Origin of the sequence: Clostridium sp. HV4-5-A1G (assembly GCF_900184915.1) — a bacterium.
GTDB classification, from domain to species: Bacteria; Bacillota; Clostridia; order Clostridiales; family Clostridiaceae; genus Clostridium_B; species Clostridium_B aromativorans.
In genome coordinates, this window is record NZ_FXYI02000072.1 from 1 (window position 1) to 16,207 (window position 16,207).

31 protein-coding genes are annotated in these 16,207 nt (G+C 33.0%); 25 read left to right on the plus strand and 6 right to left on the minus strand.

The window, feature by feature from the left end; all coding sequences use genetic code 11:
- The first annotated feature begins 101 nt into the window (after positions 1 to 101).
- Positions 102 to 281, plus strand: a complete 180-nt coding sequence (locus tag J5G60_RS09280; protein ID WP_150358216.1) for a hypothetical protein — start codon at positions 102 to 104, stop codon at positions 279 to 281.
- Between the two features lie 31 nt (positions 282 to 312).
- Here J5G60_RS09280 and J5G60_RS09285 read toward each other — a convergent pair whose 3' ends face one another.
- The 4 genes from J5G60_RS09285 to J5G60_RS09300 form a co-directional block, all read right to left on the minus strand.
- Positions 313 to 900, minus strand: coding sequence for a nitroreductase family protein (locus J5G60_RS09285; RefSeq protein ID WP_150358215.1), 588 nt, complete (start codon positions 898 to 900; stop codon positions 313 to 315).
- A gap of 311 nt (positions 901 to 1,211) precedes the next feature.
- The gene (locus tag J5G60_RS09290) at positions 1,212 to 2,366 is read right to left on the minus strand and encodes a tyrosine-type recombinase/integrase (RefSeq protein ID WP_150358214.1); all 1,155 of its coding nucleotides are present in this window, start codon (positions 2,364 to 2,366) and stop codon (positions 1,212 to 1,214) included.
- Between the two features lie 89 nt (positions 2,367 to 2,455).
- On the minus strand, positions 2,456 to 2,893 hold the full coding sequence (locus tag J5G60_RS09295; protein WP_150358213.1) for an ImmA/IrrE family metallo-endopeptidase: 438 nt from the start codon (positions 2,891 to 2,893) through the stop codon (positions 2,456 to 2,458).
- A gap of 24 nt (positions 2,894 to 2,917) precedes the next feature.
- Positions 2,918 to 3,367, minus strand: a complete 450-nt coding sequence (locus tag J5G60_RS09300) for a helix-turn-helix domain-containing protein (protein ID WP_150358212.1) — start codon at positions 3,365 to 3,367, stop codon at positions 2,918 to 2,920.
- A 205-nt stretch (positions 3,368 to 3,572) separates the two neighbouring features.
- Here J5G60_RS09300 and J5G60_RS09305 point away from each other — a divergent pair, with 205 nt between their 5' ends.
- Both J5G60_RS09305 and J5G60_RS09310 read left to right on the plus strand, forming a co-directional pair.
- Positions 3,573 to 3,764 carry a helix-turn-helix transcriptional regulator gene (locus tag J5G60_RS09305; protein ID WP_150358211.1) on the plus strand — a complete coding sequence of 64 codons (192 nt, stop codon included), beginning with the start codon at positions 3,573 to 3,575 and terminating at the stop codon, positions 3,762 to 3,764.
- 48 nt (positions 3,765 to 3,812) lie between these two features.
- Entirely contained in the window at positions 3,813 to 3,947 is a 135-nt protein-coding gene (locus J5G60_RS09310; protein WP_150358210.1) for a DUF6364 family protein, read from the plus strand.
- Here J5G60_RS09310 and J5G60_RS09315 read toward each other — a convergent pair.
- Positions 3,944 to 4,093: an Arc family DNA-binding protein gene (locus J5G60_RS09315; RefSeq protein WP_150358209.1), complete on the minus strand. Its 150-nt coding sequence runs from the start codon at positions 4,091 to 4,093 to the stop codon at positions 3,944 to 3,946. The two genes, J5G60_RS09310 and J5G60_RS09315, sit on opposite strands and share 4 nt — an antisense overlap.
- Before the next feature lie 66 nt (positions 4,094 to 4,159).
- Between J5G60_RS09315 and J5G60_RS09320 the strand changes: the two genes are divergently transcribed.
- From J5G60_RS09320 to J5G60_RS09425, 21 genes are all read left to right on the plus strand, one after another.
- Positions 4,160 to 4,318, plus strand: coding sequence for a hypothetical protein (locus tag J5G60_RS09320; RefSeq protein WP_179977740.1), 159 nt, complete (start codon positions 4,160 to 4,162; stop codon positions 4,316 to 4,318).
- A gap of 360 nt (positions 4,319 to 4,678) precedes the next feature.
- Positions 4,679 to 4,894, plus strand: a complete 216-nt coding sequence (locus J5G60_RS09325; RefSeq protein WP_179977739.1) for a helix-turn-helix domain-containing protein — start codon at positions 4,679 to 4,681, stop codon at positions 4,892 to 4,894.
- Positions 4,887 to 5,288, plus strand: coding sequence for a hypothetical protein (locus J5G60_RS09330; protein ID WP_150358207.1), 402 nt, complete (start codon positions 4,887 to 4,889; stop codon positions 5,286 to 5,288). The genes J5G60_RS09325 and J5G60_RS09330 overlap by 8 nt, the downstream gene beginning before the upstream one ends.
- Positions 5,281 to 5,490, plus strand: coding sequence for a hypothetical protein (locus tag J5G60_RS09335; protein ID WP_150358206.1), 210 nt, complete (start codon positions 5,281 to 5,283; stop codon positions 5,488 to 5,490). The genes J5G60_RS09330 and J5G60_RS09335 overlap by 8 nt, the downstream gene beginning before the upstream one ends.
- A gap of 1 nt (position 5,491) precedes the next feature.
- A complete protein-coding gene (locus tag J5G60_RS09340; RefSeq protein ID WP_150358205.1) occupies positions 5,492 to 5,623 on the plus strand; it encodes an aspartyl-phosphate phosphatase Spo0E family protein in 132 nt (43 codons plus the stop codon).
- On the plus strand, positions 5,620 to 5,895 hold the full coding sequence (locus tag J5G60_RS09345; RefSeq protein ID WP_150358204.1) for a hypothetical protein: 276 nt from the start codon (positions 5,620 to 5,622) through the stop codon (positions 5,893 to 5,895). Before J5G60_RS09340 ends, J5G60_RS09345 begins: the two co-directional genes overlap by 4 nt.
- Entirely contained in the window at positions 5,892 to 6,248 is a 357-nt protein-coding gene (locus tag J5G60_RS18880; protein WP_236035226.1) for a hypothetical protein, read from the plus strand. Before J5G60_RS09345 ends, J5G60_RS18880 begins: the two co-directional genes overlap by 4 nt.
- A 34-nt stretch (positions 6,249 to 6,282) precedes the next feature.
- Positions 6,283 to 6,495, plus strand: coding sequence for a hypothetical protein (locus J5G60_RS09355; RefSeq protein WP_150358203.1), 213 nt, complete (start codon positions 6,283 to 6,285; stop codon positions 6,493 to 6,495).
- On the plus strand, positions 6,492 to 6,638 hold the full coding sequence (locus J5G60_RS09360; protein WP_179977738.1) for a hypothetical protein: 147 nt from the start codon (positions 6,492 to 6,494) through the stop codon (positions 6,636 to 6,638). The genes J5G60_RS09355 and J5G60_RS09360 overlap by 4 nt, the downstream gene beginning before the upstream one ends.
- Positions 6,639 to 6,688: 50 nt before the next feature.
- Complete coding sequence (locus J5G60_RS09365) at positions 6,689 to 7,111, plus strand: ParB N-terminal domain-containing protein (protein ID WP_150358202.1); 423 nt, start codon at positions 6,689 to 6,691, stop codon at positions 7,109 to 7,111.
- A gap of 72 nt (positions 7,112 to 7,183) precedes the next feature.
- Positions 7,184 to 7,522 (plus strand): hypothetical protein, encoded by a 339-nt coding sequence (locus tag J5G60_RS09370; protein WP_150358201.1) that lies wholly within the window; start codon positions 7,184 to 7,186, stop codon positions 7,520 to 7,522.
- Positions 7,523 to 7,542: 20 nt separating this feature from the next.
- A complete protein-coding gene (locus tag J5G60_RS09375) occupies positions 7,543 to 7,800 on the plus strand; it encodes a sporulation transcriptional regulator SpoIIID (RefSeq protein WP_150358200.1) in 258 nt (85 codons plus the stop codon).
- Between the two features lie 40 nt (positions 7,801 to 7,840).
- Positions 7,841 to 8,803, plus strand: coding sequence for a hypothetical protein (locus tag J5G60_RS09380; protein WP_150358199.1), 963 nt, complete (start codon positions 7,841 to 7,843; stop codon positions 8,801 to 8,803).
- 31 nt (positions 8,804 to 8,834) lie between these two features.
- Positions 8,835 to 9,428, plus strand: a complete 594-nt coding sequence (locus J5G60_RS09385; RefSeq protein ID WP_150358198.1) for a sigma-70 family RNA polymerase sigma factor — start codon at positions 8,835 to 8,837, stop codon at positions 9,426 to 9,428.
- A gap of 48 nt (positions 9,429 to 9,476) precedes the next feature.
- Complete coding sequence (locus J5G60_RS09390; RefSeq protein ID WP_150358197.1) at positions 9,477 to 11,576, plus strand: type IA DNA topoisomerase; 2,100 nt, start codon at positions 9,477 to 9,479, stop codon at positions 11,574 to 11,576.
- A 43-nt stretch (positions 11,577 to 11,619) separates the two neighbouring features.
- On the plus strand, positions 11,620 to 11,868 hold the full coding sequence (locus J5G60_RS09395) for a hypothetical protein (protein ID WP_150358196.1): 249 nt from the start codon (positions 11,620 to 11,622) through the stop codon (positions 11,866 to 11,868).
- 528 nt (positions 11,869 to 12,396) lie between these two features.
- Positions 12,397 to 12,876: a hypothetical protein gene (locus tag J5G60_RS09400; protein WP_150358195.1), complete on the plus strand. Its 480-nt coding sequence runs from the start codon at positions 12,397 to 12,399 to the stop codon at positions 12,874 to 12,876.
- An 18-nt stretch (positions 12,877 to 12,894) separates the two neighbouring features.
- Complete coding sequence (locus J5G60_RS09405) at positions 12,895 to 13,206, plus strand: DUF6440 family protein (RefSeq protein ID WP_207708016.1); 312 nt, start codon at positions 12,895 to 12,897, stop codon at positions 13,204 to 13,206.
- A 25-nt stretch (positions 13,207 to 13,231) separates the two neighbouring features.
- A complete protein-coding gene (locus J5G60_RS09415; RefSeq protein ID WP_150358194.1) occupies positions 13,232 to 14,497 on the plus strand; it encodes a DNA adenine methylase in 1,266 nt (421 codons plus the stop codon).
- Positions 14,498 to 14,542: 45 nt separating this feature from the next.
- Entirely contained in the window at positions 14,543 to 14,755 is a 213-nt protein-coding gene (locus J5G60_RS09420) for a hypothetical protein (RefSeq protein WP_150358193.1), read from the plus strand.
- Positions 14,756 to 14,802: 47 nt separating this feature from the next.
- Entirely contained in the window at positions 14,803 to 15,258 is a 456-nt protein-coding gene (locus J5G60_RS09425) for an ASCH domain-containing protein (RefSeq protein ID WP_150358192.1), read from the plus strand.
- Between the two features lie 176 nt (positions 15,259 to 15,434).
- On the opposite strand, the gene tnpA is transcribed toward J5G60_RS09425, so the two are convergent.
- Positions 15,435 to 15,728 (minus strand): IS200/IS605 family transposase, encoded by a 294-nt coding sequence (tnpA, locus tag J5G60_RS19200; protein ID WP_442870518.1) that lies wholly within the window; start codon positions 15,726 to 15,728, stop codon positions 15,435 to 15,437.
- Positions 15,729 to 15,977: 249 nt separating this feature from the next.
- Here tnpA and J5G60_RS09435 point away from each other — a divergent pair, with 249 nt between their 5' ends.
- Entirely contained in the window at positions 15,978 to 16,148 is a 171-nt protein-coding gene (locus J5G60_RS09435) for a hypothetical protein (protein ID WP_179977737.1), read from the plus strand.
- The last annotated feature ends 59 nt before the right edge of the window (positions 16,149 to 16,207 follow it).

A 16,207-nucleotide genomic window follows, 5' to 3' on the forward strand; every position in this document is an offset into this window, starting at 1 on the left:
TATTATTATTTTACATATTTAAATATTCAAATAAAACTAAAATTGAATATGAATGTAGAGATTGTTATAAATAATTAATAAATCTTAAGGGGGTAAGTATAATGACAAAGTTAGAGTTCATAAAAAAGGTGGAAGAAATTTGTTTAGTGGAAAATTGTAGCATCTCGAGTGCAATTGACGTAGTTATGCATGAAAATAGAATAACTAATACAGAGTTCATTGCATTGTTTTGTAAAGGTAAAAGTAGTATAGAAGATGATACACATATAATGTTTAAATGAGGAAACTTTTTAATGTTTTTTATTTATATTGTCATAGGTAATTAATTGTTATTTTATCTGTCTTTATATCCCATGCGCTAAGTTTCTGTTCCGGATGGCCGATGGCAATGCCTAACAGTGGTTCAAAGTCATCGGGGAGGTTCAATATCGCTGTATTGTCAAGTTCAGGAATTTCGCGCATTGCTTCAAGGGAACCCCACATAAATACGCTGCCCAAGCCAAGATTTGTGGCAGCCAAGTGCATAGAGTAGGTAATGCATGCGACATTTGAAAACTCAATGCCTGGTTGTAAATCCTGTTTCCTGTGAGATACAAAAATTACTGTCGGAGCGCCGTAAAATGGATCGAAAGCTTTCTGGTTTAGTTCAACATTAGAGGTATCGCCTATGATCTTTTTCATCTTAGCTTTATCCTCCCAGCGCTTAGCGGAAGCTTCTGAGAGCTTATCAAGTATATATCTGCTCTGTACGACGGTCAAATGTATGTCCTTATACTGATTACTGCCTACTGGGGCGCTATTTGCAGCGGCTAGTATGTCGGCTAAATTGTCCTGAGATATTTGTTCCTGCGTAAACTTTCTGGTAGATTTTCTATAGCGCAGTAATTCAAAGTAATCCATAAATACCATCCTTTCATGCCACCAAATTTTGTTTATAGCAACTTGCACTACAACGATAACATGAGCTGTTTGTAGTGTCAATGATTACAATTGATTGTTATAATGATATTTATCAAAAACCTTGATTTTCCTAACTTTATGGCATATAATGATAGAGTAAAAACTGTATAAGACAGTTCGAAACCATCCTGTCTATAAGTGGCGTAAGGCCAGTTATATCAATAGTTACAGAAATAGAAAATCCATTTGCAAACATATTTGCAAACATGGAATTTAAACAGACAATCTATGAGCTATGTATTATTATACATTTAAGCCTGTGTTTTTTTATGTGTATTTTTACTGCTTTTAATTAACATAGCTATTTTTTCAGCAGCTTCACGGTCGATAGATTCCATTACATGTGAATACAAATCTAAAGTTATAGATGCTTTACTATGTCCCAACCTACTACTGGCAACTTTAGTACTAACTCCAGCTGTTAGCATTAAACTTGCATTTGTATGCCTTAAATCGTGAAATCTTATATGAGGGAAGTTATGAGTCTTTAAAAAATTACTGAACATGAAAGATAGCACATGTGGGGTTATAGGAAGACCATTTACTTTTCTGGTACATACTAAATTTTTATCTGTACCCCAGGTATTTCTGCTTCTTACTTTCATCTCACATTGCCATCTGTAGTGTTCTCTTAATATAGGAACTAGTGATTTTGGAATAGCTATAGTTCTTTTGCTTTTTAAAGTTTTTGGTTCCTTAAAATAATATTTGCCACTTATATACTCTAAATTTTGTATTACACTTATTGTTTTATTATCTAAGTTTACGGCATCCCAGCTGAGTCCCAAAACTTCACCACGACGCATACCTAAAAGCAATGCTAATGTAACAGGCATTTTTAATGTTAGATTGCCTTGGACTTCTTCTAAAAGCAGGTTACATTGATCCGCACTTAAAATTTTGGTTTCTTCTTTTTTCTGTCGTGGTAATTTTACTTTAGCCAATGGATTTTTTCCTATGAGATCCATGTCTAATGCATATAAAAGAGCAGAACTCAAGACTCTTTTATGATTTGACAATGTCCTAGGTGATAAAGATTCACTTTTTAAATCAAAATATTTTTGCAGATTATAAGGCTTAATGTTTTGTAATTTTAATTTACCGATGACAGGTATTACATGATTGTATATAATATTGTTATATCCGTCTATTGTAGTAGGCGACAAGTTATCTTTTTTGATTTTACCTTTTAACCAGTCATCTAAAAAATTACCAAGGGTAATATTGTTGTTGTCAATTAATTCCCCATCTTCAAGTTTGACAAGTATTCTTGGTAATTGTTTTTCAGCTTCATCTTTATTCTTAAATCCACTAAACCATCGTTGCTTACGTCTGCCAAAGGCGTCCCTACCTACGTCAATAACTATGGAATAAGAATTATTTCGCTTAATAATACTTCCTTTCAATTAAATTACCTCCTTAGCAAACTAATGTTTGGTATAAAATTAAAAAATAATAATATCCTTACACGTATACCACCTCCTTTAAAGATAATTTATAAGAATTTAGATATTAAATATTTAATATATTCTGGGAGACAAATACCATTTAAATTATTTTTATCTATATTGTTATGTATCTTAAAAAAATATGAAGCAAATAAGTTGGCATCATATTCATTTCTTAATTTATCCACTGAATCCATTGAATCTGCTCTGTCCAATAGAACTTGATCTTCATGCTCCAGTACACAGTGACCGGTTTCATGGAATAATACAAATTGTTTCTTAATTTCATCAAGTGAAGAATTTACTCTTATTACCCTTTTGTTTTTTGATAAATACAAATAATATCCATTTAAGTTTTTAGAAAGAGGTGCGTAATTAAAATCTATATGTTTCAATGTAGTTCTCATAATTATTTCAGGATTTGAAGTAGCTGATTTTTTTATTAACTTATTTACTTTTCTTTGAATATAATTTTCAATAAACAATTATCCCATCCCCCAAAATGAAATTTACTCATCTTTTTTCTTTTTGTTCACTCTGTATTTTTTAGGAGTGAATTTCTTTTTATTTTTTAAAGTAAGAGATTGTAATGCCGCACTTATACTTGCCTGAAGTATTTCATAATCCTCATCTTCAAGTGAATTTTTATTTTTTGATAATGAGACAGACAAATTATTTACTATATCCTGGGCCTGTTTATCTAATTTTTTCTGTTCCTTCACGGAAAGAGTCGGATTAAATTCGTTGTCTTCATTGATATTATATTTATCGTCAAAAAAATCGTTTACTGAAACACCTAAAGCATCTGCTATTTTTTTTAATGAGTCCATGGAGGGGTTCTTTTTTTCTCCTCTTTCTAGAGAACTAAGGTAGCCAGCACTTATTCCAGCTCTTCTTGCGGTTTCGTTCAGTCCTAATTTGTTAGCTTCTCTTATTTTTCTAATATTATCACCAATCATTTTTTATCTCCTTAATGTTTTCTTATAGAATACATTATATTCTGACAGAAAATTAAAGTCAATAGGAATTTAAAGATTTATAAAGTAATTCTCTGATAGAATATGATTAATTCTTAAAATCATTCTCTATAGGAGTATTTTAAATTTGATGTTCTCTAATAGAATATGATACTATACTCTTATAGAAAATGAGGAGGCAAAACAATTGAATAAAATAAAAGCTTTAAGACAAAAACTTGGAATATCGATTTATGACATTGCTAAGCGTACAGGATTAGCACCAAGTTATATTTCTAATTTAGAGCATGGAAGAAGAACTAATCCAAGTTTAGAAGTAATGCAAAAGATATCCTCAACGCTGGGCAAAAAAGTTGAGGAAGTGTTTAAGCTTAATTAATAAACATATCTTCAAAGAAAATTTAAGAATTTAGAAAGGAGGGTGGAAATGGAGAAGAAAAAGTTCACGTTAACTATATCTTCAGAGCTATTGGAACAAATAAAAGAAATGGCTAATAGAAAAGGAATGTCTGTTAGTGAATACATTCTTTTAGTGATTAGCCAAGATGTGAATAACAATTAAATTTCTATGTTTTGCTTAATATACTCTTTTATAACCATTTCAATTTCTTTATTGACAGAACGACCGTGATTTTCGGCTATAATACGTAGTTTCTGTAATAATTCAGTTGGAATTCTCAGAGTAAATTTTGATAATTCAGAAGCCACAAAAATACCTCCTTGCCATCAAAATGACATCATAACTATAACATAAGAAGGGAAAAAAATAAATACTTGACGGCAAAACAAAGAATTACAATAAGAATTCCTAAAAAGTTAAATATAGAACTTTCTAATAGAGCTAAGGAAATAGGTGTAAGTAAAAATTCATTGGTTTTACATATATTGTGGAAGAAAGTAGATAAGGGAAATTTAAGGTTTGAAAAAAGCTGAATAATCCGATCTGGTCAATTTTTAGTCAATATAAAGTCAGGTGATATGAAATAAAGGTACAAACTATTGATCAGTTTTACATCTTGAAGGAAATAGAAAAGCGTTTTGACATGAACTACATTACATTGGAAATGACACATAAAAATGTAATTACTTTAACCGATCAATATGAGAAAACTGCGATAGTTATGAGTGATGACAAAGGCAATATTGGCTGGAAACTAGATGAAAAATGAATGAGGATGAAAAACTAATAGTTTAATAAAGATTAAATTCGGATATCATTGACATTACTACCTTCTAATTGATAATTCTACGAAATGATGTAGTTCACAAAAATATATAAGGGGGGTTTTGACATTGGATGAATATATAAATTCTCTTCCTGAAGTAATAACAATTAAGGAAGTGCAGAAGATTTTAAGGATAGGGAAAAGCAAGTCTTATGAAATTGCTAGGCATAAGGATTTTCCTAAATTGCCTGTAAGTAAACCTATAAGAATTCCTAAAAGAGAGTTTTTAGAATGGGCTGGATTATATGGATTTGTGAAAAAGGGAGGAAAAGCTAATGGTTGAATATACGTTGGGACAGGTAATAGACAAACTTGGGAGAAATCCGAAGTTAAAATTTCAATTTGTTGCGGAGGAAGCTTACAAATCAGTTAGAGGAATAGTGATTGCCCTGGATGGAGATGGAAGGGTTGTAAATCAAGAAGGACAACCTGTGCTGTCAGATTTTACATTAAGGAGTAGGTTCAGGTTGGTCAATGCCTCGGTTGACAGGATGGCAGCCTTTAGAGCATTTCATGAAGGTAAAACAATTTATTGTGACTGCAGAGGAATTAGGTATTATTACAAACCTGAATCATCTGGAAAGCTGACTGTTTTTGAAAATCAATTTTATAAACCAGTTTCGATTGAAGAAATTTTATACGGCAAGTGGTTCATGGAGGAGGGCAAGGATGTTTAGAGCAGAGAGCATCGAGGGATATAACAAACTTAATATTTTAGATAAAGAACTTTTTACAAAGTTTTGCAAGAGATTTTACGAGGTATGGGAATACCCTGAAAAACACATACCAATAAAGGTGGAAGGGAAAGAAAATTATCTGAAAGTGATGCTGAGTGATGGCGACTGGTTGCATGTGATGGCCAATGGAGACTGGTACTAACATGGAAGATTTGAAAGAAGAATTAAATAGATGTATTTCCTTGTATGGATTGCTTGATGAAAGGACAATTAAAATCAGCCAGAAGCTGGACGAGCTGATTGTTCAAAAACTGAAGGAGGACGAGGAGCAATGAATGGATATTTACAATGTTTAATCGACCAGTATCAAAGAAAACTTGATAAGTCTACGGGGGAAGAGAAAAACATATATATGGAAATCCTGATAAACCTTAATAAGTTTAAAGAGCATATTGAGATGACTGAAAAACCACAAAAACCACAGGAAAAAGTAAAAACGGCTATTGATGATATTTCCGATATCCCTATTAAGTATATTGCAGCCGGGTTTAAAGGAAATACGTCTGGATTTGCAGAGTACCTTAAAAGATTAAAGGATGAAATATGAAAAGTTATATGAAGTTGGAATTTAATGATAATGGCATGGAATTTTCTGGTAAAAACATGGATGAAGATAAATTTATAACGGCGGTTTCTATTTTAGGAAATTTTGCTAAAGAAAATGACATTAAACTAACTGATATGGTTACGGCCATGATGATAGGATATAACTACGATGGCAAAGTAAAAGTAAATCTTAACCGAAATGAAAATTCAGATGCCAAAGAAGTTACAAAGTTGGTTAAAGATTGCAAAATGGATCATAATGGTGAGTTGTATAATCCTAACACGGGAGAAACTGTAATTGATATAGAGGCTATGACAAATATGGAATTAAAAGAATTTCTCAAATATTGTTAAAGATAAAGTATTTTAAAGAACTGAAGGGAGATATATGGAAAATAAAGAGTTTGAGAAACTGGAAAAAGAAAATGAATATCTTAAAGAACTTTTAAGAGAAGCACTGGGATTTATAGATGGTTACAGGGATGAAGCTGGTTATTGGGAACACATGTATAACTTGAGCATTACAAATAGAAGTAAGGATATTTCAAATAGAGTCTCAGGTAAAATAACAATTTTGAAAAGGAGCCGGGTACGGATATGAGATTACATATGGAAAATACAGAAAATGAGGAATCTGAGGAATCAAAAAACAAGTACTTTATCAATTGGAGCATTGTATATGTTGTATTTTCAGGGCTGATTATGTATGGATTATTAATGCTTGTATTTTTGTTGGCTGTGTAGGAACAAGCACGGTTGACTTATTTGAATACATTGTAAAGGAAGTTTTTTAGATGTTGATTGATATTAACAAGATAAAAGTTGGAAAAAGGATAAGAAAGGATTTCGGCAATATTGTCGAACTAGCGGAGGACATTAAGGAAAGTGGACTTATAAACCCGCCAGTTGTTACTCCGGAGTTTCAGCTCATAGCCGGTGAGAGAAGAATCAAGGCCATGAAATATCTTAGATATAAACAGGTAGAAGTAAGGGTGATGACTGTAAAAGATTATGAGCACCAGCTCAAACTTGAAATATCTGAAAATGAGAACCGAAAGGAATTCACATTCAGTGAACGGATTGAATACGCAAGAAAACTTGAAGAGATAGAGAGGGTTAAGGTTAGAGAAAGGATGTTAGCAGGAGTAAAACAAGATAACCTTAAGGAAAATTTTCCTGAAGGTTGTGGCCAAACAAGGGATATAGTAGTCAAATAATCTTAAAATGATTTACTCAGAAACCCAAATTTTGGAATTACAGAACAAACAAAGAGAATAGAGGATTTTATTGTGCTGAGAAGTTTGAATATTACTCAATATGTTACGTTGGAAAGATGTATTTATATCCAGTCACTGGGATTGGCCGTATCTGTTAATAACGGCAAAGATATTACTGTAGACATAGATGTTCATGAGGAGGAAACGGATGTGCATATGAGCAGTTATGATATTGTGAAAAAGCTGAATGAAGGTGAATATGAAAAGATAATTCAGGATGATAAAAATGGAAATAAGCTTGCTTCAAAGGTTTTAAATCAATTGGAGCTTTTACATAGATGTCCGGAAGAACCATCATTCAGATCCATGTTTGAAAAAGCTTATTTGGATTATAAAAATTCAGACAACTGATTTAGCAGGAGGTGTATAGCATGAGAGATTGTGTAAAAGACAGGGCAGTGAATGTAGGCAAATATTTAATATCAAGCAAGGTAACTGTGAGAGATGCCGCAAAGGTATTTCATGTTTCCAAGAGTACTATATTCAACGATTGTACCATGAGATTACCAGCTCTGGACAATGTACTTGCCAAAGAAGTACGGGAAGTGCTGGATTTTAACAAAAGTGAGAGAGGCATAAGAGGAGGACAAGCAGTAAGAGAGAAATATCTGTTGCTGTCAGGCTTGTAGACTGCTAAAATATCAAGCCGCGTCTAACGGAGGAGTAACTATGAACGCACTTGTATTTAATGAGTACCCAATAGTAATAAACAGAGCTTTAGCAAAGATAATCGGATTGAATGAAAGTATAGTACTACAACAGCTTAACTATTGGATTGAGAACAATAAGAAAAAAGGCATAAACTTTCATGACGGTCATTACTGGACATATAACAGCATGAAAAAATGGCATGAGGATGCTTTTGATTTCTGGAGTCTTGATACTCTTAAAAGAGCTTTTAAGTCCCTTGAAAACAAGGAACTGATAATAACTGGAAATTACAACAAGGAAGCCAGAGACAGGACAAAATGGTACACTATAAATTTCGAAAAATTGGAGGGTATCAGCCAATGCATTAGTGCAAAATGCACCAATGGAAAAGTGCAGAATGCACCAATGCATAAGGGCAATTTGCCCCAACCATTACCAGAGACTTCTACAGAGATTAACACAGAGATTTCAAAAGATATAGATATACCCGTTGAGCAGGAGCAGCAAAGTCTGCTTGATGAAAAAAACGCATCACGGGATAAAATCCCTTATGATGAGATATTCAATGCTTTTAACAGTATATGTGTATCTCTTCCTAAAGTAATCAAGCGTACTTCCGATAGATGTACGAATTTAAAGGCCAGATGGAAAGAGTATAAATCCATGAAGCCATTTATTACAGTGTTTAAAATGGTTGAAGAAAGTGATTTCCTATCCGGTAGGAACAATAAATGGGCGGGGTGTAACTTTGACTGGCTCATGCGGAAAAATAAATTTATTCAGGTACTGGAAGGGAATTATAGAAATGCACAGGGATTAAATAATTTTAAAAATAGGAATAATGCCGTACAATGTTACAGCAAACTTGAGAGCGAAATGCAGCAAAGATTACTTAGAGAAAAAGATGATATTGAATTTGATGAAAATTTAGATAACAGGAGCATTATGGAAAGGATAAAGAATAAAGCAGGAGATGGATGATAAATAAATTTTGCAAAGGAGAAATTGGACAGTGAATGATTTGAAAAAAGTTGTAGAGGATAATATGGGGTTAGTTGGAGATATAAGTAAAAAGTATTCAAAGTGTTCAAATTTTGGATATGATGATATTTTTCAAGTCGGATGCATAGGGCTTATAAAAGCGGCCCGAAATTTTGATGTACATAAAGGATACAAGTTTTCAACATATGCGTATATAAAAATCAAGGGAGAAATATTATTATTTCTGAGAAGTAGAACTAAATTTTTTGATTCTGATAATAATGTTTTCAAGCAAATTTCAGATGTACACAAAATCACGTATCCTTTGTCACTGGACTATGTCATTAAGGACTCCAGTGTAAAAAAACAGGTGGTTTTTTCTGAAATTATTTCAGATAATTTCAATTTGGAAGAATATATATCACTGAGACTTGATATAAAAAATTGTATAGATAAGCTTCCCCAAATGTATCAAAAGATACTTGTATTAAAATCAGAGGGGTTTAAACAGAGAGAAATAGCACAAATCATTGGAATTTCTCAGAATTCTGTCAGTAGATACTATAGAAATGCATGCAGGAAAGTCAGAAAATATCTGTCAGATTACATTTGTAATATTATGTAAATATATATATTGTAAACAAAATTGACGTTGAAAGGAGCAGGAAATACTTTGAAACAGCTGGTATTAGCCGAAAAGCCGAATGTGGCCCAAAAGATAGCACAGGCACTTGAATGTAAAATCAAACAAAATGGATACATGGAAGGTGAAAAATATGTGATAACCTGGGCATCCGGACATCTTCTGAAGTTATATGATGCCAGGGACTATGAACCGGAAATGGCAAGATGGGACATGGACAATTTCCCTTTCATACCGCAAAAGTTCAGATACAAAAAAATCAAAAGCTATGAAAAACAATTGAGCATAATAAAAAGGCTTGTACAGAGAAATGACATAGAAAATTTCATTGTTGCTACTGATGCAGACAGGGAAGGGCAACTTATAGGGGACACAATAATTGACTTTTTAAAAGTCAATAAGCCTGTGTACAGGGTGCTCAGAAATGAATGGACACCTGAAGATGTAAAAAAAGGATTTGAAAATCCCATACTCAACAGTGAAATGAAATCACTTAAGGATGCGGCTGTATGCAGGCAGTGGTCAGACTGGCTTATAGGGATAAATCTCACAAGTGTAGCTACCCTTAAATATGTAGCTGGAAAAGGCGTACTTAATGTTGGAAGAGTGCTGATGCCAACTCTCAAGCTTGTTTATGACAGGGATATGGTCATAAAGAAGTTTGTGCCTGAAAAATATTTCAAGCTGATGGCAATTTTTATAAATGAAAATGGTGAAAGATTTTCAGCTGTTTATTTTAAGGACAAGCAGGATAAGTTTAAAAATGAAAAGGAACTTCCTGAAATTTTGTCAATTGTAAACAGAAAGGGTGTAATAAAAAATAAAAAGACTACCAGCAAGACGGAGAATTCACCGCATCTGTTTAATTTATCGACTTTACAGGGATATATTACATCTAAGAATCCAGCCTGGACATCCGACAAGGTTTTAAAAACAGCACAGTCACTTTATGAAAAATCATTCATTACGTATCCACGTACCGAAAGTATGTATCTGGAGGAGAGTCTTGTAGATAAAATGAGAAAAGTATTTGAACTTTTAAAAGGCAGTCTTGATGCAAAATTTGATGATTCCAGGAGAATATTTGATAGCAGCAAGGTATCGGGACATAGTGCTTTGACACCTACTTATATAGTGCCTGAAAATCTTACTAGGGATGAAAAAATCGTATATAATGCCATAAAAAACAGATTTTTAATGCAGTTTCTAAAGCCTGCCAGATACGAGGAAACCAGAATCATTGTATGTGTTGAAGGATTACGGGGTGATTTTTATGTAAAAGGAAGGATTGAAGTGGATAAGGGTTGGAAAATTCTTGAGTATGTTAATTCAAAAGATAGTATACTTCCGCCTTTAGCTGTATTGGATAAAGTTACCATGGAAAATGCGGAGATAAAAGAAAACTTTACAAGTCCTCCATTTCACCACACTGAAAAATCACTAATTGTTCTCATGATGTCCTGTGGTAAAAAAGTCACACGGAAGAATAATGAATCTGTTTTAGGAGATGTTTTGAGTGGCTTTAAAATCGGTACTGCTGCTACCAGAGCCGATACCATTGAAAAATTGAAAAGTGCTGGTTATATAACCAAAAAGGGCAGATACCTTTATATATCTGACCTTGGGAGAAAGATGGTTGAGAATTTTCCTGTCAAAAGCTTGTTTAATTTGAATTATACGGGACATCTTGAAAAGATATTGTCTGATATAGAGTACAACAAGATAAAAAAAGATCAATATTTAAGCCTCATTTATGATTTTACAAGAGAGGCTGTTGATTTAATCAAAAATGCTCCGGATATGGTGCTCAAAAAAGGTGAACTTTCAAAGATATTGGGCAAGTGTCCCGAATGTGGTCACGATGTCATAGAGGGCAGAAAAGCCTTTGAATGCAGCAACTGGAAAGCAGGGTGCAGGTTTGCCATATGGAAGGATGACAAATATTTAGCCTCTATGGGCAAGAAAGCCACCAAGTCAATAGTAAAGGAACTTTTAAAAAATGGGAAGGTGAGGATAAGGGATCTTAAAAGTAGGAAAGGTATTTTATTTGATGCTTACTTCATGTATATAAAAAGCGATGACAAGGAAAACAAATATCCATACAGATGGAAGATGGTACTTAAAAAGTAATTCTTATAAAAATATAAATTATTTTTAATGAGGAGGAGGCAGTATGACTCTAAAGAAAGAGGCAATTCACAGGTTAACAATCAGATTCAACCTTGATCCGAAACAGAGAGCAGAACTTTCGGAGATTATTGACGAAATTTCCAAGGTTGAAGCCTGCAGTTCAAGTGTTGCGGCGGAGAAGGTAAGACAGTTGATGGAGAACAAGCATAATAGCATTGTTGACATAAGAAAAATATACGGTATCGAAAAATTATTCACTTTGAAGGAATATAATCCCGATGATGCCAGTTAGATTGATAAGAGACAAAAATAAATAAGATAAAGATTGGAGAGTAAGAAATGTTTGAAACTTATAAAAAATTTGTTATGAACACAACACAAATTTATTTCATCCGGAGCTAACTTCTTTTACAGAATACATTCAAGTCGTTTTATGCTCCATGCTGGTAATAATTTCGTTCTTGTTGATAGTTGCAGCTGTTATTGCAATAATTGCACTGCCGATTGTCTTTTATAAAAAATTATCAAGAAAGTAGATATTCAAATTAGAAAGGCAAATGATGATAAAGTACTGATATCTAAATTAAGACGTAAGAAAACTATCTTTATAATACTTTTTATATTAGCTTTGCTTGTGATTTACGTACCTATACTACTACCGTTGATAATAATAGTTATAGATGTTTTATGGGCTTCAGCAGTTATGAGAGTAATACTTTCTATTATTGGAATTATACTTACAGGTATTGCTCTTACTGTATCTTTTATAGTTTTGGAGAATCTATGACGATAGCTTATTATTGCAAAAAGGAGGGTCAAAATGAAAGACACTAGCTTTAGTTTTGGGTTTATTATTGCAATTGCTATTATTACGATATCTTTGGTTATACCGATAGGTGTAATAGAACATGCAAAAGCAAATAATGCCAGAATATTTGAAAGCAAAGATTATACAAATACATTAACTAAAGAAGAGCTAAAATCAATAAATGGTGCTGTCGGTGATTACTGTGTAGGATTCTTTATATATGATGAGTTGCCGAAAGATATAGACTACTCTAATAAAGGAATTAAGGTTTATTGTGGCGTCGATAGTAAAGAGGTAAAGGTTGTAGGACAAGATAGTGATACAGAGGCTGTTAAGCTAGGTAAAGAAATGGAAAAAGAAATATCTAAAGATGGAATATATAACACATTAATGAAATATGAAAGCCAGTTTGTAAGTGTGGAAAGAAAAGCTGTTGATAGCAGAACACACGATACAGATGTAATTCCTTTACCAATTCCGGTGTCTTTCTAATATATGAGGAGATATTATATGAACAAGAAAATTATAGATGTTATTTTAATGTGCTTGGTAATTGTTATGTTAGCTGGTTGTGATTCGTCAACTAATCAATATAAACCATCTACTTATAAATATGATTCCAATAGTAAATTCAAGATTGTATCAGTAGAAGAAATTAATGATGGATCAATAAATGGAATGACTATTTCAACATTAGTGGATAAAAGCACAAGAGTAATGTATTTGCAGACTGAGAAATATAGTGATGGATATGCTATAGGTCTGCAGGTTCTTGTAGATAAAGATGGAAAGCCATTGATTTATGATGACAATTTGAAATAAAAGCAAATGTCAGGAGGTAGAAATTTTGAAAGTATTAAAATGGCCGGGCTCAAAATGGAATATAGCAGACAGAATAATTGAGCTGATGCCTAAACATAAAATTTATTTAGAACCTTTCTTTGGATTCGGGGCAGTATTCTTTTCAAAAGCTCCGAGTAATACGGAAATATTGAATGATTTGGACGGCGAAATTACAAATCTTTTTAAGTGTGTAAGAGATAATCCTGAAGAATTGGCTCAAGAAGTTTATTTTACTCCATATAGCAGGGAGGAGTATAAAAAATCCTATAGTCGTTCCGATTCCGAGACTGATATAGAAAAAGCAAGGCAATTCTTAGTTAGATCCAATATGGCCAGAGCAGGAATGCAATATTATTCTTCAGGTTGGCGGCACGCAGGTCCTATACTGAGCACAACATATAGGCAGAGAGTTGTAGGAGATTGGGATAGCTTTACTAGAGAGTGGTGTTACGGATATGGAAGTGACATTGTAAGAAAGCCGGATCTACTTAATGATTATTTAAAAAGGGAAGGTTTGATGTTAAGAAGAACAAAAAAACAGGTTTTAGCAGAATTGCCTTCTAAGAGAAGAGTTGTCCAGACAATAGATTTTGATACTGGAAAGTATAGTGAATTAATTCAAGACGCTGTCGAAAAAGCCAAAACAATTGATACAGTAAAAAAATATTTCGATAAAGGAAGGTTGACCAGAGAGGCTGTCAATGAAGGCAGACAAGCTATAGGAATTGCAAAGGCTCCTTATGTAGCAGCGTTTGTAAAAATGCTTTTAGATGCAGGTGAGAAGGTATTGCTATTTGCTTACCATCATGAAGTATATAAAATATATGAGGATGAATTAAAAAAATACAATCCTATGAAGATAACGGGTCTGGAAACAAGTAATCAAAAAGATAAATCAGTTGAAGCCTTTATGAATGATGAAACAAATATATTGATTATTTCACTTAGAGCAGGTTCAGGATTAAACTTGCAAAAAGCTACATGTGTAGTATTTGGAGAACTTGACTGGTCGCCTGCCGTTCACAGCCAGTGTGAAGATAGAGCACATAGGATAGGGAAAAAAGATTCATTGCTTTGTTACTACCTAGTTGCTCCGGAAGGAACGGATGAAGAAATACAAGAACATTTGGGCCTGAAGGTATCGCAATTTGTTGGAATTATGGGTGATAAAGCTGAAACCGAGGAAGATAGAAATATCGCTCAAAATGTGGCAGCAGAACATATGAACAAAATTATTGAGAAATTGAAGAACATGAAATTCAGTGCTTGATATACCATTAAAGGTTTTTGCATGTATGAAAAGGAGATGAATATTATGATGAAGGAATTGGATTCTAAGGGATTTGTGTTTCTAGATATTCTAAGTAGACCCTACAGATGCGCAATAAAAAAAGATGAAGCCTGGTTGTTTTATTGGAATAAGATCCAAAAAGTATGGATAAGTTTAAGACCTCTTTCACAGCAGGAAGTAGTTAACTTTCAAAAGCCTGAGTTACCTAAAAGAAAACAAGAAATGTATTTTAAATAAGAAAAATAGCAAATAGTGACAGGAATTAATTAGGAGGGATAAATAAATTGAAAGTTTTAACGATACTACAACCTTTTGCTACGCTTATAGCTATTGGAGAAAAAAATTTTGAAACTAGAGGTTGGAAAACAAGTTATAGAGTAGATTTACTTATCCATGCAGGAAAAGGGAAGGTTTATATGGATCTTTGCGATAGAGAACCTTTTAAAAGTATTTTAAAAAAGCATGGATATAATAATAAGAATAATTTACCTATGGGGAAGATAATTGCAAAAGTATGTTTAAGATGCTGTATATACATTTCTAAGGATTTGGAGGATAGTGCTGAAATTGGCTGGGATGGAATAACGATAGAAGGGAATGAATATGAATTTGGAGATTATACAGCGGGTCGTTATGTATGGGAATTAACTGATTTAGAAAAATTCAAAGAACCAATATCTGTAAGAGGCCAGCAGAGATTATGGAATTTTAATTATAGTCAATATCTTATCCAGAGTTAATGCTAGTATCGTTTAAAAAGCAAAGAAAACTTATAATTTATTATGCCCAGAGGATGTTATACCTGGCTCAACAAGGTTTATTCTTTGTGACAGATGAAAATTAATGGGATGGTTGAACAAAACTGAAAAACGCAATCCCCTTCTATAGGGGAAGGCTTAGGAGGAGTTAGTTTTTCCTACTCAAAAGGAGTAGACTGGTTCTCAATGTACTGTTCGATAATATCAATGGTGGCACCACCTGTAGAAAGAACAAGGTAACTTTCACTCCAGAAGAAAGGTTTCCAGTAGAAATTAGCCAGGTAACCGGCATAGTCTCTTCTAATCAGCCTGGAAGTTACTGTTTTAAAATTATTTATAAGTTTAGACAGCTGTACCTGTGGAGGGGCTTCAAATAAAATATGCAGATGGTCAGCTTCTCCGTTAATCTCTAAAATACTGCAGTTCCATTTATTAAAAGTGTTATTGGATATTTTAGTATTTCAGGTAAAGTTGAGCAGGGAAAGTCAGATGAAACTGTTTTGTTAGAATGCTAATTAATTTGTAAAACAAAGACAAAAATATTAAAGCAACGTAGAGGAGAAAAACGCATTAATTTGACAACGTAAAATAAGGTTAGTTCACAATTTAAAGAATTTATATCATATGTTACCGAATTTATTGATGTGAAATGCTATAATAACTATAAAACTTGACTTTAATATTATAATGAAGGTGATTTCTTGAAATTAATAACAATAAAAAGAAATATGATTAATTGGCTAAAAAATATAGCCTATGATTCCAAGGCAACTAACAGTGGGTATACAGCTTCTGGTCACTGCCCTAATTTTGCCACTCGCTGCTGCTTGACTTGTGATAGATGCTGGAAAAATTATCATGGAACAAAATAATTCTAAAAAATATTTTGGTAAAAGCATAAAAAGAAAATACTTAATATAAAATTATATTA